General features: G+C 51.9%; 20 protein-coding genes. 5 read left to right on the top strand and 15 right to left on the bottom strand.

Annotated elements, in window-relative coordinates:
* Positions 1-2: 2 nt before the first annotated feature.
* The 6 genes from narH to NYE70_RS00330 all read right to left on the bottom strand — a co-directional run bounded on the left by narH (position 3) and on the right by NYE70_RS00330 (position 7,859).
* Positions 3-1,502, bottom strand: a complete 1,500-nt coding sequence (narH, locus tag NYE70_RS00355) for a nitrate reductase subunit beta (protein ID WP_211025284.1) — start codon at positions 1,500-1,502, stop codon at positions 3-5.
* The gene (locus NYE70_RS00350) at positions 1,492-5,175 is read right to left on the bottom strand and encodes a nitrate reductase subunit alpha (protein ID WP_341044651.1); all 3,684 of its coding nucleotides are present in this window, start codon (positions 5,173-5,175) and stop codon (positions 1,492-1,494) included. The genes narH and NYE70_RS00350 overlap by 11 nt, the downstream gene beginning before the upstream one ends.
* Positions 5,172-5,450 carry a hypothetical protein gene (locus tag NYE70_RS00345; RefSeq protein ID WP_211025280.1) on the bottom strand — a complete coding sequence of 93 codons (279 nt, stop codon included), beginning with the start codon at positions 5,448-5,450 and terminating at the stop codon, positions 5,172-5,174. The genes NYE70_RS00350 and NYE70_RS00345 overlap by 4 nt, the downstream gene beginning before the upstream one ends.
* 63 nt (positions 5,451-5,513) lie before the next feature.
* Positions 5,514-5,852 (bottom strand): hypothetical protein, encoded by a 339-nt coding sequence (locus NYE70_RS00340; protein WP_211025278.1) that lies wholly within the window; start codon positions 5,850-5,852, stop codon positions 5,514-5,516.
* Positions 5,839-6,285, bottom strand: a complete 447-nt coding sequence (locus NYE70_RS00335; protein ID WP_211025376.1) for a hypothetical protein — start codon at positions 6,283-6,285, stop codon at positions 5,839-5,841. Before NYE70_RS00335 ends, NYE70_RS00340 begins: the two co-directional genes overlap by 14 nt.
* A 5-nt stretch (positions 6,286-6,290) precedes the next feature.
* Positions 6,291-7,859, bottom strand: a complete 1,569-nt coding sequence (locus NYE70_RS00330; RefSeq protein WP_341044650.1) for a nitrate/nitrite transporter — start codon at positions 7,857-7,859, stop codon at positions 6,291-6,293.
* Positions 7,860-8,117: 258 nt separating this feature from the next.
* Between NYE70_RS00330 and yhbH the strand changes: the two genes are divergently transcribed.
* Positions 8,118-9,284 carry a sporulation protein YhbH gene (gene yhbH / locus NYE70_RS00325; protein WP_211025273.1) on the top strand — a complete coding sequence of 389 codons (1,167 nt, stop codon included), beginning with the start codon at positions 8,118-8,120 and terminating at the stop codon, positions 9,282-9,284.
* Complete coding sequence (locus NYE70_RS00320) at positions 9,281-10,738, top strand: SpoVR family protein (RefSeq protein WP_341044649.1); 1,458 nt, start codon at positions 9,281-9,283, stop codon at positions 10,736-10,738. Before yhbH ends, NYE70_RS00320 begins: the two co-directional genes overlap by 4 nt.
* Before the next feature lie 512 nt (positions 10,739-11,250).
* On the opposite strand, the gene wrbA is transcribed toward NYE70_RS00320, so the two are convergent.
* Both wrbA and NYE70_RS00310 read right to left on the bottom strand, forming a co-directional pair.
* A complete protein-coding gene (gene wrbA, locus NYE70_RS00315) occupies positions 11,251-11,865 on the bottom strand; it encodes an NAD(P)H:quinone oxidoreductase (protein ID WP_341044648.1) in 615 nt (204 codons plus the stop codon).
* Between the two features lie 147 nt (positions 11,866-12,012).
* Positions 12,013-13,908, bottom strand: a complete 1,896-nt coding sequence (locus NYE70_RS00310; RefSeq protein WP_211025268.1) for a PrkA family serine protein kinase — start codon at positions 13,906-13,908, stop codon at positions 12,013-12,015.
* 247 nt (positions 13,909-14,155) lie between these two features.
* Here NYE70_RS00310 and NYE70_RS00305 point away from each other — a divergent pair, with 247 nt between their 5' ends.
* Entirely contained in the window at positions 14,156-14,908 is a 753-nt protein-coding gene (locus NYE70_RS00305; RefSeq protein ID WP_290407540.1) for a DUF2161 domain-containing phosphodiesterase, read from the top strand.
* Positions 14,909-14,943: 35 nt separating this feature from the next.
* On the opposite strand, the gene NYE70_RS00300 is transcribed toward NYE70_RS00305, so the two are convergent.
* Positions 14,944-15,438, bottom strand: coding sequence for a hypothetical protein (locus tag NYE70_RS00300; protein ID WP_341044647.1), 495 nt, complete (start codon positions 15,436-15,438; stop codon positions 14,944-14,946).
* Positions 15,439-15,612: 174 nt separating this feature from the next.
* On the opposite strand from NYE70_RS00300, the gene NYE70_RS00295 reads away from it, so the two are divergent.
* Together NYE70_RS00295 and NYE70_RS00290 are read left to right on the top strand one after the other, a co-directional pair.
* Positions 15,613-16,020 carry a hypothetical protein gene (locus NYE70_RS00295; RefSeq protein WP_341044645.1) on the top strand — a complete coding sequence of 136 codons (408 nt, stop codon included), beginning with the start codon at positions 15,613-15,615 and terminating at the stop codon, positions 16,018-16,020.
* Positions 16,017-17,084, top strand: coding sequence for a phosphodiester glycosidase family protein (locus tag NYE70_RS00290; RefSeq protein ID WP_341044644.1), 1,068 nt, complete (start codon positions 16,017-16,019; stop codon positions 17,082-17,084). Before NYE70_RS00295 ends, NYE70_RS00290 begins: the two co-directional genes overlap by 4 nt.
* A gap of 316 nt (positions 17,085-17,400) precedes the next feature.
* On the opposite strand, the gene NYE70_RS00285 is transcribed toward NYE70_RS00290, so the two are convergent.
* The 6 genes from NYE70_RS00285 to NYE70_RS00260 form a co-directional block, all read right to left on the bottom strand.
* Positions 17,401-17,646 carry an AbrB/MazE/SpoVT family DNA-binding domain-containing protein gene (locus NYE70_RS00285; RefSeq protein ID WP_211025257.1) on the bottom strand — a complete coding sequence of 82 codons (246 nt, stop codon included), beginning with the start codon at positions 17,644-17,646 and terminating at the stop codon, positions 17,401-17,403.
* Between the two features lie 100 nt (positions 17,647-17,746).
* Positions 17,747-18,316, bottom strand: coding sequence for a maltose acetyltransferase domain-containing protein (locus NYE70_RS00280; protein ID WP_211025255.1), 570 nt, complete (start codon positions 18,314-18,316; stop codon positions 17,747-17,749).
* Between the two features lie 48 nt (positions 18,317-18,364).
* A complete protein-coding gene (trmL, locus tag NYE70_RS00275; protein ID WP_211025253.1) occupies positions 18,365-18,829 on the bottom strand; it encodes a tRNA (uridine(34)/cytosine(34)/5-carboxymethylaminomethyluridine(34)-2'-O)-methyltransferase TrmL in 465 nt (154 codons plus the stop codon).
* A gap of 163 nt (positions 18,830-18,992) precedes the next feature.
* Positions 18,993-20,081, bottom strand: a complete 1,089-nt coding sequence (serC, locus tag NYE70_RS00270) for a 3-phosphoserine/phosphohydroxythreonine transaminase (protein ID WP_211025251.1) — start codon at positions 20,079-20,081, stop codon at positions 18,993-18,995.
* Between the two features lie 154 nt (positions 20,082-20,235).
* The gene (locus tag NYE70_RS00265) at positions 20,236-21,135 is read right to left on the bottom strand and encodes a hypothetical protein (protein WP_341044643.1); all 900 of its coding nucleotides are present in this window, start codon (positions 21,133-21,135) and stop codon (positions 20,236-20,238) included.
* A 33-nt stretch (positions 21,136-21,168) separates the two neighbouring features.
* Positions 21,169-23,895: a GH36-type glycosyl hydrolase domain-containing protein gene (locus NYE70_RS00260; protein ID WP_341044642.1), complete on the bottom strand. Its 2,727-nt coding sequence runs from the start codon at positions 23,893-23,895 to the stop codon at positions 21,169-21,171.
* Positions 23,896-23,952: the final 57 nt, after the last annotated feature.

Here is a 23,952-nt window from a genome sequence, read left to right as displayed (position 1 = left end):
TCTTACTCCTCCTTAGCGAATAGATGCGACATGAAGTCGGAGGATGGAGTAATCGATTCTATGCTGCAAGCCCCCTGTTTGTAATGCAGTCCTTCCTCGCCATCCATTTCTCTTCTGCCCGTAGGGATTACAAACCGCTCATTGTATTTTGCGACGGCAAACAATCTGGCCATATCTTCGATTTCATCCACCGTAATTCCGGCCTCTTCCAGCAATTTGCTGTGTCTCAGCTCGTCCATTCCGCCGACGGCCTGGTTTCTCATATGCACGCGCATCGCGGTCATTTTCAGCAGAACCCTCCGAATCACCGAGGTATCCCCCGCCGACAGCAAGGAAGCCAGGTATTCCATAGGAATTCGCATCTGATCTACTGCGGGAATGTAATGGTCCGTCTGCAGATCGTTTTCTTCGATATGATTCATGATCGGGCTGAGCGGCGGCACATACCAAACCATCGGAAGCGTACGATATTCCGGGTGCAGCGGCAGAGCCACTTTCCATTTCACGGCCATTTTGTAAATCGGCGAACGCTGGGCCGCATCGATCCAGGAATCATTGATTCCCGCTTTCCTTGCCTCCTTGATAATTTCCGGGTCGGACGGGTCCAGGAACACGGAAAGCTGGGATTCGTACAAGGCCTGTGGATCTTCCACGGAGGCGGCTTCTTTGACGCGATCGGCGTCATAGAACACTACGCCGATATAACGGATTCTTCCCACGCAGGTTTCAGAGCAGATCGTCGCCATGCCCGCTTCGGTCCGCGGATAGCAAAAATTGCATTTTTCCGCTTTATGGGTATTCCAGTTGTAATACACCTTATGGTAAGGGCACCCGTTCATGCAGAATCTCCAGCCCCGGCAAGCGTCCTGATCCACAAGCACGATACCGTCCTCATCCCGTTTGTATAGGGCTCCCGACGGGCAGGAAGCAACACAGGAAGGGTTCAGGCAGTGCTCGCAAATGCGCGGCAAGTACATCATGAAGGTCTTCTCATACTCCATCGCGATATGCTCCTGGAGCTTCTTGACGTTTGGATCGAGCGGAACGATTTCGCTGCCGCCGGCCAGATCATCATCCCAGTTCGGCCCCCACTCCGGTTTGTCCATAAACTCTCCGGTAATAAGGGAGACGGGACGTCCGACCGGCAGGTGTTTGCTTTTCGGACTATGGATCAGATTATCGTAATCATAGGTCCAAGGTTCATAGAAGCTGTCCAGACTCGCCATGTTCGGATTGTAAAAAATGTTGGCTAGCTTCGTGATCGGCCCTCCCGCCCGCAGCGTGAGTTTGCCGTTCCGCAGCACCCAGCCGCCCTTGAATTTCTTCAAGTCTTCCCATTCCTTCGGATAACCCGGGCCAGGGCGGGTCTCCACGTTGTTGTACCACATGTACTCCGTACCGGGGCGGTTGGTCCAGGTATTCTTGCATGTCACGGAGCAGGTATGGCACCCGATGCACTTGTCAAGGTTCATTACCATAGCGACCTGCGCTTTAATTCTCAAGCCAATCGACCTCCTTTAGCGGACGGATGATGGTCATTGTATCCCTCTGGTTCCCAGTCGGACCGTAATAGTTAAATCCATAACTGAGCTGTGAATAACCGCCGATCATATGCGTCGGCTTCAGCGTAATCCGCGTGACGCTGTTATGGGTTCCGCCCCGCTGTTTGGTAATCGATGTGCCGGGGACGCCGAGAGTGCGGTCCTGCGCATGATACATATACGCGATCCCTTGCGGAATCCGGTAGGTCAGCACCGCTCTTGCGGCAACAACCCCGTTGCGGTTATACACTTCGATCCAATCATTGTCCTTGATTCCGATGGATGCCCCGTCCTTCTCGTTCATCCAAACCACCTGCCAGCCGCGGAATAAGGTCGACATCTGGTTCGTGTCCGTGAACATCGTATGAATGCCCCATTTTTGATGGGGGGTCAGGTATCGGATCGTCAATGATTTACCGTTGTTCGGAACTTCCTTTTCCCCTTTGAGAAAAGGAACATGCGCGAGCGGCGGCAGATACAGCGGCAAGGCTTCCCCAAAATCGAGGATCATCTCATGATCGAGATAGAAGCTCTGCCTGCCGGTCAACGTTCGCCAAGGAATGCTGTATTCCGTATTCAAGGTAAACGGCGAGTAGCGTCGATTGTCCTTCTCGAGTCCGCTCCATACCGGCGCCGAAATGGCTTGTCGCGGCTGCGCCGTTATATCCAGCAGCGTAAAGGCATCCTCCTCCCGCGGCTCCGCGATTTCGGCGAGCTGCTTGCCGGTCTTCGCTTCCATGGACCGCCAGCCCTCTACCGCACGTTCTCCGTTCGTAGCTCCCGACATGAGCAGAATCGCTTCGATCGCCTGCCGGTCATCATACAAATCCGGCTGGCCTTTGCCGATGCCCTCGCGCTTCGATACGCCAAGCCGATCCAGCAACTGGGCATATACCTTCTCGCCCGGGATCTTCACGCCCTTGGCGCCGTAGCCTTTTTTAATATTCGGACCGATCGTAATCATCTTGCCGTAGACATTCGGATAGTCCCGTTCCACGAATTGAAAATGCGGCATCGTCTTGCCCGGAATAGCCTCCGTCTCACCGGAGCGCCAATCCTTGATCTTCCCGTGAACCTGGGCAATCTCATCCGGGCTGTCATGGCCGAGCGGGGTCATCACTACATCTTCGCAAACCGGAAGGTGCTTCTTCGCAAATTCGGAGAAGTATTTCGCGATTTCCCGGAAAGCATTCCAGTCGCTCTTGCTTTGCCATGGCGGCTCAATCGCCGGATTGAACGGATGCACGAACGGATGCATATCCGTGCTGCTCAAATCGAATTTCTCGTACCAGGTTGCGGCCGGCAGCACGATATCCGAGAAGAGACCGGTACTGGTCATACGGAAGTCCATACTGACGAATAAATCCGTTTTGCCCTCAGGCGGCACTTCGTCGGTGTGCACCGTTTCCGGCTGCCAGGAATGGCTCGGATCGGTAAGTACCTGGTTGTCCGCTCCAATGAGGTGCTTGGCAAAATACTCGTGGCCTTTACCGCTGTCGCCCAACAAATTCGACCGCCAGTTGAAGAAGACACGGGGAAAATTAGCCGGATCGTTCGGGTGTTCGATCGCCCAATCCAGCTCCTCTTCCTTGAACATTCTCGCTATTTCCGCTTCCGCATCCCGGTCATCCGTGAATCCCTTTTCCCGGACCTGCTTGGCCACGTCAATGGAGTTCTGGCTGAACTGAGGGAATGACGGCAGCCATCCCAGTCTCGCGGCTAACGCATTCACATCCGCCGGATGCATTTTGTTGAACCGTCCGCCCCAAGGCGACTCCTGCTCTTCATTCACTCTGGTTTCATACCGGAACTGCTCGGTGGCGAAATAAAAGAATGAAGTCCCGTTCTGCAACCGGGGCGGTTTGATCCAGTCCCCGGCAAACGCTACCTGCTGCCAGCCTTCAAGCGGACGGACCTTCTCCTGTCCAACATAGTGGGCCCAGCCGCCGCCGTTCACGCCCTGTGTTCCCGTAAGCAGAACGAGATTCAGAATCGACCGGTATATTTGGTCGCTATGGTACCAGTGGTTAGTTCCGCCGCCCATCGCAATCATCGACTTGCCTCCCGTACGGGCGGCATTGTCGGCAAACTCCCTCGCGACCTGGATGCAGTGCGATTTTTTTACGCCCGTGATGGCTTCCTGCCAGGCTGGGGTATAAGGCTTCATATCATCATAATCGGTGGGATAATCACCGGGCAGATTTCGTGGAACACCTACATGGGCCATCATCAGATCATAGACGGTTGCCACCTTGATCGTTTGGCCTTCAGCATTCTGCAGGTATTTGACCGGTACGCCGCGCTGTACCACGGCTCCCTCTTCTTCCGCAAAATAAGGAAAGTCGACAAGTCCGAACTCGTCCGCCTCCTGGATAAACGTCAGCTGAGGATCGATCGTGGTGCCGTCCGGCTTCTCCAGATCCAGATTCCATTCGCTGCCTTGATCCCAGCGGAATCCCTGACTGCCGTTCGGTACTTCAGGCGTGCCGGTGGAGACATCCCAAACCACGGTTTTCCATTCTGCCAGCTCATAAGCCCCGTCTAGATCGGAAGCCCGCAGAAACCGGCCGGAGCGCAGGCTGCCGCCTTGCTCCTCCAAAACAACGAGGAACGGTAAGTCGGTAAACTTCTTCACATAGTCCGTGAAATACGGAGTCTGTTGGTCCACATAAAATTCCTTAAGAATGACATGCGTCATCGCCATGGCGAGAGCGGCATCCGTCCCTACCCTGGCGGGCAGCCAAATATCGGCGAACTTCTCGTACTCGGAATAATCGGGACTGACCCCGACTACCTTAGTTCCGTTATATCTGGCTTCGACCATGAAATGGGCGTCAGGAGAGCGGGTCTGCGGGATATTGGTTCCCCAGATAATAAAATATTTGGTGTTGTACCAGTCCCCGCTCTCCGGAACGTCGGTCTGTTCGCCCCAGACCTGCGGCGAAGCCGGCGGGAGATCCGCATACCAATCGTAGAAGCTGAGTATAGTTCCCCCGATCAAGGACAAAAAGCGGGTTCCCGCAGCATAGCTGACCATGGACATCGCGGGGATCGGGCTAAAGCCCACCACCCGGTCCGGCCCGTATTTACGGATCGTATGAATCGTGGCTCCGGCGATCATCTGACAGGCCGTATCCCAGTCTGCCCGTACGAATCCGCCTTTCCCCCTTGCCGTGACATATCTCTCCCGTTTCTCCGGGTCGCTGACGATGTTCTCCCAGGCGATGACCGGATCCTGCACCGTCTCCATCTCCCGCTGCCACATCTCGTACAGATCACCGCGGATATATGGATACTTCACTCGAATCGGGCTGTAGGTATACCAGGAAAAGCTCGCGCCACGGGGACAGCCGCGGGGTTCGTATTCCGGGAAATTGGCGCCGGTCGTCGGATAGTCGGTCTTTTGCGTTTCCCAGGTGATGATGCCGTCCTTGACAAAAACGTTCCAGCTGCATGATCCGGTACAGTTGACGCCATGCGTCGATCTTACGACCTTGTCATGCTGCCAGCGGCCCCGATACAGGCCTTCCCAATCGCGATCTCTCGGGCTTTCCTCGGTCCAACCGTCATTGATGGTCTCCCCGCGCTTCAAATACTTGAGGGTCTCGAACAGCTTGTTTTTTTTATCGCTCACAATGACGCCCCTTTCCCGCTTGAATTAGCCACCGGATTAAATCTTTCGCCAGTCAGCTTAAAACTGCCCTGGCCGGCATGCAGTTCCTCAACAAAAACCTCCCACTCCGCGGCGTTACAAGCCGCAATAATCAGGCGCTGAAGATCGTTCAGGTCTTCATTCAGGCCGATTACTTCTCGAACGTCATCCGGCACCGGGCCGAACCGCATCTCCAATAACGCGAGCAAATCTTCCCGATCATTCTGAGCAAACTGTTCCATTTCCGCTTGATTCATCCGGGTCCACCTCTTCCGTAAGGATTTATGCACTTCAGCCTATCTTCCGTAATTTGGATGCGCCTAGGATTCAGACTTCATCATCTTAAAATAATCCGCGATCAGTGTTTTCTTCATTAATTCGGCCGTCTCCCGAAAATGAGTAGCGATTTCGTCATCGCCTGTCTCAATGGCTTCCCAAGAGAATTTCCGGCTGGTGAACTGCCCCAATTGTTCGCCGAACCGCAGATTGACGGTCACCCCGCGTTCGTCCGCGCTCCCCCCGGCCTTGACGTCATAGGGATGCAGGTGCAGCAGCTCAAGCTCGCGTACCAGCAGGTTATACAGCCTCGGTTCGATTAATTGCAAAGGCTTGTCGGGCAGCATAGCAGCCAGAGAGTAGTTGTTCTCAATGATGGTCATGATGCACCACCCCCTCGATTTCTTTTTCCAGCATCTCCATCTCATCCCGATTATGAAGCTGATCCAGCACGATCAGGGATTGAAAACGGTAAAGAATTTCTCTGGATACCTCTCCGCCAGCCAGCATAATCTTGACCTCCTGAACAATTTCCCTCAGCAAATCATGATCTCTGGTCAAGGCAATGATGACCGGTTGGAGCTCCGGTTTCATATTTAAAGCTTCAATATATAGACCCTCTTCCTCACTTAAAGCATGCTGAAGCGTACGAGTTTCCCAATGCTCCACGGTAATGTATGCAAGCTCCAGGGCTCTTTCCCTTTCACCCAGCTCCAAAGCGCGTCCAAACAGTTCGGTCAGCTCTCTGGCTTCCTCCAACGCTGCTTCATGAATGGATGAATGACTGTCAACCTTCCTTAATGCCGGTCCTGACATACCGCTCACTTCCTTTCTCCTGGTTTTGGAATTCGGTTGCCAATGCTAGCATTCGCGTCCTCTGTATCCGATCGAAGCACGGAGTCGGCCTGCGATAAATCGCTGAAAATGGCAACATATTGCTTTACGCTGTCCTGATCGTCCTTCAGTGCGGTAACGGAGAGCCATTCCCGGTAAATATCCCCGTTCGCCCTTCGGTTGACGATCTCGCCCTGCCATTTGCCGGTCGCCTGCAGGGTGGACCAAAATGAATCATAAAAAGCTTTGTCGTGATAACCGGAGCTTAACAAGCTTGGGTTTTTACCGAGGACATCCTCCTTGGAATACCCAGTGACCCGCGTAAATGCCGCATTCACGGATTGAATGACGCCTTTCGTATCGGTCACCATGATGGCATCCGCCGTTGACCTGATAATGTCAGCCGAAAATTCCAGTTTGTTATTGAAGAATACCCACAGAACAAGAATGAAACTGGCAAGAGAGGCCTCCGACAGAGCCATAAAGCCGATCGCATAATGGCCCGTCCAATTAAACAGCAGGGTCAAGAGAAGCGGAGGAAAAAAGCCGCCAAGGCCCCCGGCCGCAGACACGACCCCGCTTGCGATTCCGCCCTGTTTGGAGAAGTACAAAGGCACCAGCTTGAAGACGGCCCCATTCCCGATCCCGGCGCAGATAGCCACGACAAAACAGCCTGCTGTAAACAACGGCATAGTCAGGCCGAATGACAACAGCACGCCCGATACCGTTAGACCGGCAAACACGAACATGAGAACTTTAAATGGATTGGTTTTATCCGAGAGCACTCCGCCTGCGGGGCGAAGCAAGGTTGCAAGAGCAATGAATCCTGCCGTTCTGAGGCCGGCATCCACCTTGTCCAGCTCGAAATAGCTCACAAGGAAGCCAGGAAGATAAATCGTAAAGGCCACAAACGAGCCGAAGGTAATAAAATAGAAAATGCTGAAAAACCACAATTTTTCATTCCGGTACACCTGCTTGAACTGGCTGATCCAAGAACTGCGGGTTCTTTCTTCCTTCCTGTCTCCGAACAAGAGATTCAGCGCGGCAAAAAGGACCAGCAAGACCAGAAACCAGGTTACGGCCATCTTCCAGCCGACGGCATCAGCCAGCAATGGCGCTCCGAACGTCGAAATGGCGGTACCCAGGTTGCCTATCCCGTATATACCGTTGACGGTCCCCTGTTTTTCCTTGGGATAATATTTCGGCAGAGAAGTGACCCCGATCGAGAAGGTAGCCCCGCCGATCCCCAGGAAAAAGCCGCTGATTGCCAGATCGAGAAAGGAATCGGCCCGGCTCAAATAAAACACCGGCAGCAAAAGAACGAAGAAACTGATCGTATACATCCATCTGGAGCCATATCTGTTGGTCAGGAAGCCTGCCGGGATTCTCAGCAAGGATCCTAAAATCACGGGTATCGCCGTGGTCCAGGCTTTTTCCCCCGAGGTCAGCGGAATATCACTTCCTATGTACGCAATCAACGAGGAAATCAGTACCCAGGCCATAAAGGAAACAACCAGACTTAACGTTTGAAGAGGCAGCTGCATTCTTTTAACCATATAATTCCTCCTTAGGCGGTTGTTTCTTCTATTACCATACCCACTCACCCAGTTCCCAACCATATTTTTCCCGTATCAGGAAAACGCGCATGGGATTATATTCCTATTTTCAACAAACTATTTGCAAATATACTACTTCAGGCACCCTTTTATGGATTTCCGCCCTATGCCTTCTCACATATCGCGAGTCCCCGTGAATATACTTTATTTACAACTACTCTCGCCGTTCAAGCAAGCCAATTGGGGAGGTGCTTATCATTGTCGTCATTTGATCCGAACAAAGGAAACTTCGTAGTGTCGAAAGAGGACTGGTCGCTGCACCGCAAAGGCTATCAGGATCAGCAGCGCCACCAGGAAAAGGTGCGGGAAGTCATTAAACAGAACCTTCCGGACCTGGTCACTGAAGAGAATATCATCATGTCGGACGGTAAACAGATCATTAAGGTCCCCCTCCGCAATTTGGAGGAATACCGGTTTATTCATAATTTTCAAAAGCAAAAGCATGTCGGTCAGGGAGACGGGGACAGCGAAGTAGGCGATGTGCTCGCGCAGGACAGTCCCAAAGAACCGGGCAAAGGGGGAAAAGCCGGGGACCAGGCCGGTACCGATTATGTGGAGGCGGAGATCAGCATCGAGGATCTGGAGGATCTGCTGTTCGATGAGCTTGAACTCCCTTTTATCGAAGACAAGGATAAGGAAGAAATGGAGACGGTCTCCTTCCGTTTCAACGATATCCGCAAAAAAGGACTGATGTCCAACATCGATAAGAAGCGTACCATCCTGGAAAACCTCCGGCGCAACGCCACCACGGGCGTGCCGGGTATCCATGGCATTTCACCGGACGATCTCCGTTATAAAACGTGGGAGGACGTGCGTATTCCGAAATCCAATGCGGTCATTATTGCCATGATGGATACGTCCGGTTCGATGGGAGCCTTTGAGAAGTACTGCGCCCGCAGCTTCTTCTTCTGGATGACGCGGTTTTTGCGGCGGCAGTATGAGAAGGTGGAGATTATTTTTCTCGCCCACCATACGGAGGCCAAAGAGGTTAGCGAGCAGGACTTCTTCACCCGCGGGGAAAGCGGAGGCACGATCTGTTCCTCTGTCTATCAAAAAGCGCTGGAGATCATCGATGAGCGTTACTCTCCCTCCAGCTACAATATATATCCCTTCCACTTCTCGGACGGAGATAACCTTACTTCAGATAATGAGCGGTGCACCCGGCTGATCGGGGAACTGCTCAAACGCAGCAATATGTTCGGTTACGGGGAAGTGAACCAATACAATCGGGGCAGCACGTTAATGTCGGCTTACCGGAATTTGAAGCAGGACCGGTTCTTGTACTATGTCATTAAGGAAAAAGGGGAAGTGTTCAGCGCTTTGAAGCGTTTTTTCCATAAACGGGAAAAGGGGGTCCAATCGTGACAAAGGAACTCACTGCGCTGGAATACGCAATCGCGGAAATTATGGAAATCGCCGACGGCTTCGGACTCGATTATTATCCGATGCGCTACGAAATTTGCCCGGCCGACATCATATACACATTCGGGGCTTACGGGATGCCCACCAGGTTCTCTCATTGGAGCTTCGGAAAAATGTTCAATAAAATGAAGATGCAATACGACTTCGGCCTCAGCAAAATCTATGAGCTCGTCATCAATTCAAATCCCTGCTACGCGTTCCTGCTGGAAGGTAATTCCCTGATCCAAAACAAGCTGATCGTCGCGCATGTGCTCGCCCACTGCGATTTCTTCAAGAACAATATGCGATTTAGCAATACGAACCGAAATATGGTGGAGAGCATGTCGGCGACTGCGGAACGGATCAGTCAATATGAGCTGGAATATGGCGCCGCAACCGTGGAATCGTTCATCGATTCCGTACTCGGCATTCAGGAGCATGTGGACCCGCAGTTGATCAAGCCGATGCGGTACGACAAGCGCAGACAAACGGAAGAAAAGCTCCGTCGCGCGAAGGAAAACCGCAGCCGGAGTGATGCTCCCGGGCGCGGCGTCTACGACGATTTGTGGGCATTGGATGAATCGGCGGCGGAGTCGGCGAGCGGGGCGAAAAAGGGAAAAGCCGATATTGTGAGCTTATTCCCGCCTGAGCCGGAAAAGGATATCGTCTGGTTCATCCAGGAATACTCCGAAACGCTGGAAGACTGGCAGCGTGACATCATGAGCATGCTGCGCGAGGAAATGCTGTATTTCTGGCCGCAGATGGAGACGAAGATCATGAACGAAGGCTGGGCTTCCTACTGGCATCAGCGGATCCTGCGCGAGCTGGACTTAACGAGCGACGAAACGATCGAATTCGCCAAGCTGAACGCCTCGGTCGTTCAGCCGTCCCGCCAAAGCCTGAACCCATACTACCTCGGGCTTAAGATATTCGAGGATATCGAGCGGCGCTGGGATCGACCGACGGAAGAGGAAATGAAGAGGTTCGGGCGGGAACCCGGCAAAGGCAGGGAGAAGATATTCGAGGTGCGTGAGCTAGACTCTGATCTTTCGTTCCTTCGCAGTTATTTAACGAAAGAACTGGTGCGCGATCTGGACCTGTATATTTTTGAGAAGCAGGGCCCGGAATGGAAAATTACCGACAAATCGTGGGAGAACATCCGCGACCAGCTGGTCGCCTCCCGCGTCAACGGCGGCTCGCCTTATATCGTCGTCAAGGACGGCGATCATCAGCGAAGCGGAGAACTGCTGCTGAAGCACCAGTATGAAGGAATTGAGCTGGATTTGAAATACTTGGAGCGTACGCTGCCCTACGTATTCCGTCTCTGGGGCAGACCGGTCCACTTGGAAACTGTCGTGGAGGGCAAAACCGCGCTGTTCAGTTATGACGGGGAAAAGCATTACCGGAAGATTCTATAAGTCTATAAACTAATTACTGGCAAAGAAGCAGCCGATCCGCCTAAAAGAGCGGAAAGGCTGCTTCTTTGTTCGTGATTCGGCGTTCCTATCCTGACACTTGATCCATTGTGGCTTTCCCTTGACTTAAGAAAGAGCTATACCCTTGCTGCCGTTAAATTAACTGTAAATTCTACAGTTAAATGTATCGACTTAGCCTTTTTAGATAAATTAGATGTAAAACCTACCGCTAAATTCACCCTTTTCGGCGAAATCACCACATTCAGGCTAAATTAACGGTAGGTTTTACAGTTATTTCACATCAAACCGGGAATTCCAGAAAATTAGCTGTAGGTTTTACAGTTAATTCTATCACCAATCTATCATCACTTGTCACTTTGGCCCATTGGGGCGCCCTAGCACGTTGAATTCACTTAGCACCTCGACACTTTGGCTCCGTGACACTTTATTACTCATTATACACTTTGGACTTTGGCTCCTTCGTACCTTAGCCCTTTACCAACATCAGTTACTTCTTACTGTGACTTCCCGTTCTTCACCCACTCCGCCACGGACACGGTGCGTTTGGCCTGGTAGATCACGCCGTCGCGAAGATTCTCCTGGATTTTGCCGTCCTGGCCTACTGTGGCGCTCATACCGTAGGGGTTTCCTCCGGATGCGAAGGTAACCGGGTCCGTGTAGCCCGGAGCAGCAATGATCGCACCCCAGTGATACATTGTCGTATATAGCGACAAGATGGTGGCCTCTTGTCCGCCATGCAGGTTGCTTGCGCTGGACATGGCGCTGACCACTTTGTTGACGAGCTTTCCTTGAGCCCACAGACCGCCGGTCGTGTCCAGGAACTGCTTCATCTGGGAAGGGACGTTCCCGAAGCGGGTCGGCACGCTGAAAATAATTCCGTCCGCCCAAACCAGATCGTCCAATGTAGCAACCGGGACATCCTTGGTAGATTCCACATGCGCCTTCCAGGCTGGATTACTGTTGATCGCGGCTTCCGGCGCCAATTCCTCGACCTTCAACAGTTTCACTTCGGCCCCCGCCGCCTTTGCCCCTTCTGCTGCCCAACTCGCTAATTGATGGTTGGTTCCCGTCGAGCTGTAATAGATAACTGCCAAGTTTATATTTGCCATGAACAGATTTCCTCCTTAGTGTGAACGATCTTATCCCTCATAACTTAACCAATTTCGATTTCCCCGATTCCACATCTATAGTCAAATAAATAAAGCCCGGCGACAAAAAGCGTCGTCAGGCTCTCACTCTCATAGTACTCCATTAGATTAACGGTTGAGCAAGCTGCCCACATATCGCAGCAATTCATTAGCGCAGACCGGGCAGTAGCCGTGCTCGTCAATCAGCCGCTTGCTGACCTCGTTGATGCGTTTCAACTGGTTTTCATCCGGCGTTTTGGTGGAGGTCGTGATTTTCACGATATCCTTGAGGTCCGCGAACAGCTTCTTTTCGATCGCCTCGCGCAGCCGGTCATGATGATTGTATTCAAACTTTCGGCCCTTGCGGGAATAGGCGGAGATCCGAATCAGAATTTCCTCGCGGAACGCCTTTTTGGCATTCTCCGAGATGCCGATTTGCTCCTCGATCGAGCGCATCAGCCGTTCGTCCGGGTCCATCTCCTCATCGGTCAGTGGATCGCGGATTTTGGTCCAATTGCAGAAAGCCTCGATATTGTCGAGATAATTCTCGAACAAGGTTCTGGCCGACTCTTCAAAAGAATACACAAACGCTTTTTGCACTTCTTTCTTAGCGAGCTCATCATACTCTTTGCGGGCGATGCTGATGAAATTGAGGTAGCGTTCCCGCTCCTCTTTCGTGATAGAAGCGTGCTGATCCAGGCCGTCCTTGATGGCGCGGAGGATATCCAGCGCCCCCATGCAGTGCAGATCCTGCTTGATCAGCGCGCTGGAAATCCGGTTGATGACATATCTCGGATCCACCCCGGACATGCCCTCTTCCAAATATTCGTTCTGCAGCTCCTTCAAATCGGCATCCTTGTAGCCTTCAACTTCCTCACCGTCATACAGCCGCATCTTCTTGACGAGATCGATGCCCTGCTTCTTGGTCTCCTTGAGCCGGGTAAGTATAGAAAAAATAGCCGCGGAACGCAGGGCGTGCGGGGCAATGTGCACATGGCTCATATCGCTCTGTCCGATCAGCTTGGCGTAAATTTTCTCCTCCTGGGACACTTTGAGGTTGTATGGAATCGGCATTACAATCATCCGTGACTGCAAAGCCTCATTTTTTTTGTTGGCAATAAACGCTTTATACTCCGATTCGTTAGTGTGAGCAATGATTAGCTCATCCGCGCTTATGAGCGCAAATCTCCCCGCTTTAAAATTGCCTTCCTGGGTTAGGGACAGCAAGTTCCAGAGGAATTTTTCGTCGCATTTCAGCATTTCCTGAAATTCCATTAAACCGCGGTTCGCTTTGTTAAGCTCCCCGTCAAAACGATAAGCTCTGGGGTCCGATTCCGAACCATATTCCGTAATAGTGGAAAAATCAATACTTCCCGTCAAGTCCGCGATATCCTGTGATTTCGGATCCGAAGGACTGAACGTGCCGATACCGACCCGGCCATCTTCCGACAACAGCACTCTCTCAACAGCAACCTGTTCAATGTCCCCGTCATATTCCGTCTTCAATCTCATCTGGCATACCGGGCAAAGATTACCTTCAATCCGCACGCCAAGCGCCTTTTCCACCTCGGACCGCAGCTCATGAGGCACCAAATGTAGCGGGTCTTCATGCATCGGGCAGCCCGCTATGGCATAGACAGCCCCTTTGTCGGTACGCGAGAACTTCTCCAATCCTCTTTTTAGCAGCGTCACCAGTGTCGATTTGCCGCCGCTGACCGGCCCCATCAGCAGCAGGATCCGCTTCCTAACATCTAGTCGTCTTGCCGCCGAATGAAAATATTCCTCCACCAGCTTCTCCACCGCACGATCGAGCCCGAAAATTTCCTGTTCAAAGAACTTATACCTTTTCCGGCCGTTCACTTCTTCTACGCCATAAGATTCGATCATTTCATATACCCGGGCATGGGCTGTCATGGCAGGCGCAGGGTCTGTGGCGAGCAATTCGATATATTGCTTGAATGTTCCGTTCCAGACAAGCGAATCGCTCTCCGCCCGGTATGCCGCTATACGTTCAAAAATATCCATATTCGGTACCTCCTGTACTCCGCTTGGTGTGTTCTGATTCCCCCGTTAGTGATCCTGGCTGAAACGCTGGGCTCATGCCTTGCTCTTTGTCCCGTCGGCTCTTTACACCGGGTGTGAATGCGGCGTTACATCGCCGCGCTTTTTGGAAAAAGTGTATTACATACCTATGCGGAGGGAGCGGATAAGTTGACCTTCGGATATGATATAATTTTTTGGTAAGCAAATTTTCTTGAAAAGGAAGATCGTGATGGCAGTACAGCATGAGACGGAATTGTATGCGCCGCTTAAGGCATTTTTCGAGGAGCGGGGCTACAGTGTCAAAAGCGAGGTTCGACACTGCGATCTGGTTGGAATTTCGCCGTACAGTGAGCAGCCTCTCATCGTGGAAATGAAAAAGACATTCAATCTCCACCTGCTGCTGCAAGGGCTGGAAAGACAAAAGCTAAGCAGCGACGTCTATCTCGCCGTGGAACGCAACCGCGCCAAACGCGGGGCCCACAATCAGCGCTGGAACGAAATTACGATCCTTTGCCGCAGGCTGGGTCTAGGCCTGATCACCGTAACGCGCTATAAAACAAAACCGCCCTTTGTGGAGATTCTCTGTTCCCCGGGCGACAAAGTTATCGTGCCATCACCTAAAGTGATCAAAGCACGGGCCTCCAAGCTGCTTTACGAGTTCAACGAACGCAGCGGAGATTACAATGTCGGCGGCAGCAACGGAACGAAGCTGGTCACCGCCTACCGCGAAAAGGCGCTACGGGTCGCCCTAGCCCTTCAGGCAGGCGGAGAGATGGCGCCGCGCGAGGTCCGCGACCGGAGCGGCATCGGCAACGCCGCCGCATTCCTTCAGCGGAACTACTATGGCTGGTTCCGCCGGGTTGCGCGAGGCCGCTATGTCCTGACGCCCGAAGGCGAGCAAGGAATTGCGCTCTATCAGGGCGTGGTCGACGGATGGCACCAGGCTGCGCCGGCGGCTGATGACAGATCCCCGCATGAATAATAAATTCGCGATATCCCGGAGAACGAGCACCGGTTTCAACACTCGAAACGTGCGGTAAACTCCGACAACGCCTCGGCGATCCGGTCCAGCCCCGTGCGGATCGCCGAGGCGTCATGTCCTCCAAAAACAACGGTAAAGACCTCGGGATCACGGACCAGCTCTATGGCAGGGCCGTCCTTCCCCTCATCCTTTTCTAGGACCGAGCCCGGCCAAAATGCCGTTCCCTTAAGCAACGAAGCCCTTAACAACGACTCCGCATGTAGTCCGGGAGGCAGGACGAAAGTTACATAGTTGCCGTTCTGATGGATCCGCCACTCCGTCTCCTTCCAAGCCGGTTGTTTCAGCAAATCCTGAATAGCCTCCTTTCCTGCCCGTCCTTTCTGCTCGATTCCGTTTTCGCTGTCGCTTGCTTCTCCGACCGTTACCTGCCCGGCAAATGAAATAAACGTTCCTTCATCTAAATAACCATCAACCTCATTTTTCAGGCCTGCCGGCAAGCTGCGAATCATCTCTCCGAGCCATAGCTCCATGTCAGCGCCCCCCGTTATTCAACTTTAAGGCGATTGTACCTGAGGACAAATTAGGTTCGCAATTCACTTTCCGAAGTTAAATTTACGCCGCTTTGTCAGAATCTAGTGTATTTTGCGATAATAGAAACCACATGATAGAATGTAGTCTGGAAATAAAGACCCAGAGGTGATCACATGTCATACAATACTGAACTCGCAACTGAGACCTCTCGCGCCAGAAGAACGTCACGCAAGCCATCCGCCAAACTTATCGTTCTGATCTGGATATTGTTAATAGGTGCGGGAGGCGCTTCCGCTTACTTATACAGCAATCATTTGAAGGAATCCATGATGCAGCAGCTGGAAGCCAATTTTCAAGCCAAGACCGAGGAACTCAAGACCGACTATACGGCCCAGCTATCCGCGCTTAGTACCGAGGTAAACAATTTGCAAAGCAAAGTGGAGACATTTAATGAGCTCCTGGAATTCACGAAGGACAACACCACCGATAAGACGGACAACAGCAACAAGCTCTACACTCAATTAAGCGAAGTGAAAAAACAGCTGGCCGAGCTGCAAAAGAAGATGGATTTGCTGAAATGATAACACCGACCAAACAAATCAACCGTTTTTTTCTGCTGGCGACCGGTCCCCTCTTGGGACTGTTAATTGCGCTGTTCATCGGGGGAGCCAATATCGATCTGAACCGGGACAAAGTAAGCTTTGCACCGGATTCTGAGATTCCCCAGGTTACCGGGCAAATCGCCCAAAAGCTGGATGCAGCCGAAGGAGCGGCCAAACTGACGGCCTCCTCCATCAAGGAAACTGCCGAACTCTATCATAAAACGACTTCCACCATGTCAACGATCGTTGAGACGGCTCAACAGTCGGCCAACCGTCCGGAGGTCATTTATAACAAAAGAATTACCGTAAAGCTGGGCACGCCTTTCCAGACCATTCAAAGCGATAAAATCCGGATCGAATTGTACAAAGTCAATCCCGGCACTTATAAAGGCTACGCCATGAAGGTGAAGCTGAAATCGCCGGATGCGATGAAAATGTCGCTCGGTAAGGACAAGCTGGGCGGCGCGGAAACGACGCTCCGGGCTGTTCAGCGGCATGGAGCCGTAGCCGGGATCAATGCCGGAGGATTTGCAGATTCGCAAGGGAAGAGATACCCGCTTAGCACTACCGTATTAAACGGGGAGTATTTGACCGGATTCGAACCGACCTTTAAGGATTTATTCTTTGTAGGTCTCAGCAAATCCGGCAAGCTGATCGGAGGAAAGTATAAAAACAAAGCCGATTTGGACAAGCTGCAGCCTTCGTTCGGTGCGTCCTTTGTCCCGATTTTGCTGAATAACGGCGTGAAAACGACCATTCCGCAAAAATGGAAGACTTCCCCGCTGCGGGCTCCCCGCACGGTCATCGGCAACTACAAGGACGATCAGCTCCTGATTCTCGTCATTGACGGCAGGGATGAGAACGGAAGCTCCGGCGCCACGTTGACCGAGTTGCAGGAGAAGTTGTACAAACTTGGCGTTCAGGACGCTTATAACCTGGATGGAGGTGGATCCTCTTCCCTGATCGTGAACGGCCGGGTCGTCAACAAGCCGTCCGACGGGCAGCTCCGTCCGGTTCCAACGCATTTTCTGTTTTTTAAATAGGTAATCACGAGACTCTTTTATTTTGTCTATGAAATAGATCATAATTTGATTTATTTTTAATGGAGAGATGGGTATAATAGGAGCAGGAGTATAACGTGGAGGTGTTCCGCTATGAGTTTTTCGCTAACATTTTGGATTATTACTGTGGTGCTGGCCATGTTCCTGTGCGGCATTCTGACTTCATCCTACAATGATGACAAAACAAAAGGCCTGTAAATAAATGAGCTTCCCCTTCTGGGGAGGCTTATTTATTTCAGACCGCATCGCAGGCAAGTCTCCCCGCGTAACCGCCGGGCAGCTCGCCACTCCGAACGGGTTAGGACAACCGGTTCATTTCCAGCAGACACTGATGGCAAATGGAACGTTCCTTGAAGTCGCTCACTTGTTCCATGGAACCGCAGAACACACATTTTGGGCGATATCTCTCTAAAATGATGTGGTCACCCTGCACCAAAATTTCTACAGGATCCCCCTCGTTCATCTGATATCTCTTTCGCAGCGATTTGGGCAAGACAATTCTTCCCAGCTGGTCCACTTTGCGGACCACACCAGCAGGTTTCATAAAACGTACACCTCTCCTGAAAAAATATTATGTAAAATAGAACCAAATACCTATTCCTATTTTATAATTCGCTATTTTTTTCAGGATTCCTGCTGATTCGCTAAATCTCAACGTATTTAATTATTTTCGCAGGATTCCCTCCGACAACCGCATTATCAGGTACATCCTTCGTGACTACCGCCCCCGCCGCGATGACTACGTTATCGCCGATCGTGACGCCCGGCACAATAACAGCACGGCCGCCAATCCAGACGTTATTGCCGATGGTCACCGGCTTCCCGAATTCGGCCCCGGAGTTCCGCTCGTTCGGATTCAAAGGATGCGCCGCCGTATAGATATGAACACCCGGCGCCATGAAACAAAAGTCCCCGATCCGCACTTCGCAAACATCCAGTATCACGCAATCAAAGTTGGCGTAAAATTGGTCCCCGACGTAAATATTCGATCCATAGTCGCACCGGAATGTCGGTTCAATATAAATATGCTCCCCGGTAGATCCGAATAGTTCCTTCAGAATGGCCGTTCTCTGCTCTCTTTCATCCTCAAGCGTCTGATTGTATTGGCGGGTCAGTTGGCGGGCCTTTAACCGTTCAGCGACCAGCTCCGCATCGCTGGCGTCATACCACTCGCCCCCGAGCATTTTTTCTTTTTCTGTTCTAAGTTGAGACATGTTCAGTACCTCCACAATTTATATACCGCTATTCCTCGCAATTTCCCGTTATTCCATCCCCGGAAAATCCAGCTGCCGCAGCGCTTCGTAAACGATAATCGCCGCGGAATTCGATAAATTGAGCGAGCGGACCTTGTCGGTCATCGGCATCCGCATCACCGTCTCGGGGTGGGCCTCCAAAATTTCAGGCGCGAGCCCCTTGGTTTCTTTACCGAACACAAAGAAATCTCCATCTTGGTATTCGAAATCCGTGTAACGCTTCTTGGCTTTAGTTGTAGCGAAGAAAAACCGGCTGCCGCTGTATTTCTCTTCTACCTCGGCAAACGAATCGTGATATTCGATATTTACGGCGTACCAGTAATCAAGTCCCGCCCTTTTTAACGTAGCGTCATCAGTTCGAAAACCGAGAGGCCGCACCAGATGCAAGTGAATGCCGGTCGCCGCGCAGGTTCTCGCAATATTCCCGGTATTCGCCGGAATCTCCGGCTCCACGAGTACAATATGCAATGCCATGTTGATCAACACCTCTATATGTCTTTTTTGAACTCAATCTCTTTATTATAACAGTTTATCCGGAAAAGCCGCATCAAAAAGAATGGTCTGTAGCTAAGCGCCAACAAAAACGGCAGCCGGAGGATTGTCCTCCGCTGCCGCTTCAAGCTTGCTTAATTAATTTTTATCCGTTCGCTTTTTGAAACTCGGTCATGAAGTCAACAAGTGCTTTGACGCTGTCATAAGGCACTGCGTTATAAATGGAGGCACGAAGCCCGCCGACGCTGCGGTGACCCTTCAGGCCTACGAAACCTTCCAGTTCCGATTGCTTGATGAACTGCTTCTCCAGCTCCTCGGAAGCAAGACGGAAGGTCACGTTCATGATCGAACGGTCTGCCGCATTCGCGCATCCGCGGTAGAATCCGCCGCTGCCATCGATCGCCTGGTACAGAAGATTCGCTTTGTCCTTGTTCTTCTGCTCGATTCCTGCCAGGGAACCCTGCTCTTCGATCCATTTCAACACTTCGTTCACCATATAAATCGAGAAGGATGGCGGCGTGTTATAAAGCGAGTTATTCTCGGCATGGGTATCGTAACGGAAATAGCTAGGCAAGTGCTTAGGGGAGTTCTGAAGAAGCTCCTCGCGGGCGATTACCACCGTTACGCCGGATGGTCCCAGATTCTTCTGTGCGCCGGCATAAACGACGCCGAACTGGGTCAAATCAAAAGGACGGCACAAAATATCGCTCGACATATCCGCAATCAAAGGCACGCTGCCGGTATCCGGGAAGCTTTGGAATTGAGTTCCTTCGATCGTTTCATTGGAAGTAACATGCAGGTAAGCTGCGTTCTCAGGAAGGTTCAGCTTGCTGAGATCCGGTACCGACATATATTTATCTTCTTCGGAAGAAGCTGCGACAAAGGTATCCCCGATCAGCTTGGCTTCCTTGAGCGCCTTGTTCGCCCAGCTTCCCGTCTTCACGTAGCCGGCCGTTTTGCCTTCCGTCAAAAGGTTCATCGGAAGCATAGCGAATTGCGTCGTAGCTCCGCCTTGCAGGAACAATACCTTGTATCCCTCCGGATTCCCCAACAGGTTCAGCAAGCGGCTTGAGGCTTCATTATGAACCTCTTCATATACCTTGCCGCGGTGCGACATCTCCATAATGGACATTCCGGTACCTTTAAAATCGACAAATTCCGCTTGCGCGCGTTCCAGCACAGCAAGTGGCAGGGCCGCCGGTCCTGCGTTAAAGTTGTAAGCTCTCTTGCTCATTGCTCCCCCATCCTTTCTCCTCATTGTCTAATATGGTTCGAAGTTTTAGATAAGGATTATCATAGCAACTATTCTTTTTTCCAGCAAGCTGATATTTCGTCAAAACCCGCAGTTTGCAGAATTGACACATTAACGCTTCATCCCGTCAAAGGACCTAGTCCGGTTTCGCGAAAAATTCATATACTCTCGACCAGGTCTTTTGTTCGCCGGGAGCCAGTTTCACTTCAATAAACATTTCCGGGGATACGACATGGCCGATTCCCCAAACCGCCGCAGCCGAAACATGGAATCTGCTGATTTCACGGACGCCTGCTCCACTAGGGTTGTGCAGCAACTCCCAGATCCAAGGGTACTTATTTCCATCAAAACCCGGAAGGCGGAAATAAAACGGGTCTTTTGGCGTATGGTCCCAGCGAACTTCGCCGGCATTTCCCTTGCTAAAGATCAGGCCGGCAAGCGTTTCCTCTTCATCCGCCCAGGGAAACAATTCAAACGGAAACTTCAATACGTAATCCGGACCTATCGGATAACCGTCGATTCCAAAGAAATTATGACAATATTCCTCAGTAAGGATAGGCTTCGTCCCAGTATTATGAAGCAGATACTCCACGGTAAGCCGGTTATTGTCAATCGAAACCGATTTGGTAACGGCAACGGCATATCCACGGCAATCTTCCGGAGTTATCCGAAACGTAATTTTCCGGGTGCCTTCTATTTCGATTTCAGTTGCAAAGGGTTTGACCGGATACGCTCGCGAGAAGTCATATTCCCGGTCGTCTGGCCGGGTCAGCAGCCCGACGCCGAGTTTGGGAAACGGCTCACCTACTGGCGCGTCCTCGTAGCCGATCGGTTCCTTAATTCCGAACTCATTGCACAGGCCCGCGCCTCCGGTGCCCTGACCGGGCACCAGGCTTTCGGGAACGCAGTAGGAATGATTTCCATCGAGTAATGTAACGTCCGTAATAAATCCGTTCCAATCAAAACGGGATCCCCGATAATCTCCGGGCTCAGCGATTTCAATCACCAGTTGTTCATTCTTAAGTTGATAAGCCATTGCTGAAATGCCTCCCAAAATCACTAACGGGCTTTATTGCCCCAATACAATTTCAAGCTCATGCAATCCGTCTTCGGAAAGCTTTTCGATCACGCTCCGTTGAATCAGGCAGCCTTCTCCCGAAACAACGAAAGGAAGCGACTCCCCGTTCAAGGTAACGGATTGAATGCGATATGCTCCGTAATCGGCTCCTTGAGGATTACAATAAACGAGACGCAGCATACGTCCGGCAAACAACGTCTCAACGGAAGCTTTACCGTCCACGTCAAACTGCGGTTTCATCAGTTTCGGCTCCAACTGCAAATCGCCGTAATAGCCCTTGACCCCGAACACTTCCGTCAACTGGGTCAGCAGCAGCCAACTGGCCGATCCGGTCAGATACGTGTACATGCCGCGTCCTTTTTCGTTGATATACTCCGGAATTCCCGGATACATGCGGCTTTGCTCAAAGTCGGCGGACAGTTTGTATATGGAGTCCAGGACGTCGAAGCCCTCCTTCACAAAACCGCGCTTATACAATGCGTTCGCATACATCACGGTCATATGACTGAACATTGCGCCGTTCTCCTTATGTCCGAAGGCGAATCCAAACGCCCGTCCCAGATCCTGCTGAATACCACCAAACCGGGAATTCAAACGGTATCCGATCTTGTCGTCTTTCAAATAACGGTTCACGGCGGAGGATATTTTACCGACCTGTTCTTCGGTGGCGACGCCGCCCATGATCGTGAACACTTGGCCCGTCAATGTCATCCGTACCCCGCTTGGCTGGTCTCCCTCTACCCGCTCGGCATGATCGTTATAGTACCCGTTAAACCATTCATGGCCTTCCTTGTTCTTGATCCATTCGTTCCGGCGCAGATGCTCCATCGCCCATTCGCCCTTACGCTTCAAGTCTTCGGCGACCTGACGGATATCCAGCTTCACCTTCGCTCCGGAAACAGAAGGAACAATGGAATCGTAATAACGCTGCAGCAAAGCCCGTTTATCGGCAATGCTGTCGTAAGCTACCGGATTACATAAGGTGTCGAACAGAATCGCCATTTCTTCGGCGATCTCCACGGAATCCTGGCCGGTCTTCTCATTCATCTCTAGCAACAGCCCAGAAAGCTCAAGCAGGTTGCTCGCATAGAAAGCCGTAAACGCCACGCTTTCGCCGCGGTTCGGCGCCAAGTCAAGGCCGTCGTTCCAATCGGCGCCCTCCAGCAGGATGTTGCCGTGTTCTCCAACATGGAAGAACGGAGTCACATTTTGCAGCAGGATATGCTCCAGGATCGTTCCTTCATAGACTTTCCCGTCCCCGGTCAGCAGCTTGTTTCCTTGCTCCGGAGTCCACGTCAAATCACGTTCCTTGCAGCGTTTGACGAATACGTCGCGGAAATAGGTCTGCGGTTGAAGCAGCAGCTCCAAGTCCCCGCTTTGATGAATGTACAGCAGCGTCGTCAGCAGCGGCCAAGCCCCATGATCCATCCAGACGCGAGGAATGTTGTTGCGGTCCGCTACGAACTCGCCGGGTTTCGATCCGATAATGGTCGCGTTGCTGCCATCCATCCGGACACCCGCATAGTTGTTAAGCAGCAAGTTCCGGACCTCCGCAGGCTCCATGACCATAAGGGCCAGGCAATCCTGCCACAAATCGCGCCAGCCTCTTCCCCCACGGCCATAGTCATGGTAAGGGAGGAAGGAGTTGCCGTAGAGACGCCGCAAAATCGGCTGAAGGGTTACCCATTTCATCCACATATCCTGCTCTTTATCGCCGGTATGGAAGGTAACCGTATCCAGCTTGGCCTGCCAATAGGCTTCATTCTGACCAAGCAGCTCATCGAAACGCGCTTCCGACAAATAGTCGGCGGCAATCCGCTCCTGATCGATCCGGTCATCGGCGATGATCATCGCGATAACATAGGACACAGCTTGCCCCGGAGCAAGGGTAACCTCTTCGAAACGAAGAGCCCCGGTCGCTTCAAAGCCTTCGAGCTCGGCTCCGGCCTTTACAGCCGGTTCCAGGTTTGCTACTACGGCTTCCGGCCAATCTAGGGCACCGCCCTCACCCGTAAAGCCTTCGGTTTCCGGGAAGAAGCCTACAGGGACCTCTCCGCTTGCACCGGCGCCGAACACGCCGTAAGTCATCTTATTGACGCGATGTCCCCGCTCGTCAAAAGAAAGCGCCGGCTGAACTTCTACACCGTGTTGCGAAGTGAAGGTGCGATGCAGCAAGGAAGTAACATGACGATGATCGCGGAGGTCATCCGCCGACCGCCCATAGATCGGAATCGCCGCAGTCGGAGTTAGCCGAAGCGGGGATGTTCCTGTATTGGTCATCTTCACTTTCATAAGTTCGATTTTGTCGTCCGTAACAGGCACAAAATTGACCGTTTCGGCCCGCAAGCCGGCAGTCGCATGCTCCCGGGTTACTTTATGCCAAAGAAAGCCTCCCTCAAGTTCGCTCTTCTCTTCGCTACCGGAGAATAACGCAGCATTTTGCTTGGCCGAATTCCCACTCACGGACCAGGCACCGCTTCCCTCCAGGTACACCCAAAAGTTTCTTGAAGCTTTGGAATTATGAAGATCCAGCACCGATACCGGCTCCATCAAAAACGAATTGTGGCCGGAGGTCATTTCTCCGTGTAAATTAGGCGTGATCGCGGACATCATTCCCGCTTCGTTGACCAGCGGAAAATACAAATAACTGCTTTTTTCCGGCTGCTCCAGCTTAAATTGGCCCTGGCTACCTAGAAACTCCCACTTTTTGCTCTTCATGTGATTCTCCCTCTCCCTTGGATATCGTAAACATTAAATCCGTCCATATCGGCCGGA

Source organism: Paenibacillus sp. FSL R5-0407, assembly GCF_038009185.1.
Classification (GTDB): Bacteria; Bacillota; Bacilli; order Paenibacillales; family Paenibacillaceae; genus Fontibacillus; species Fontibacillus vini.
The sequence above is the reverse complement of the archived record's forward strand: the minus strand, read 5'-3'. Positions and strand labels throughout refer to the sequence as shown.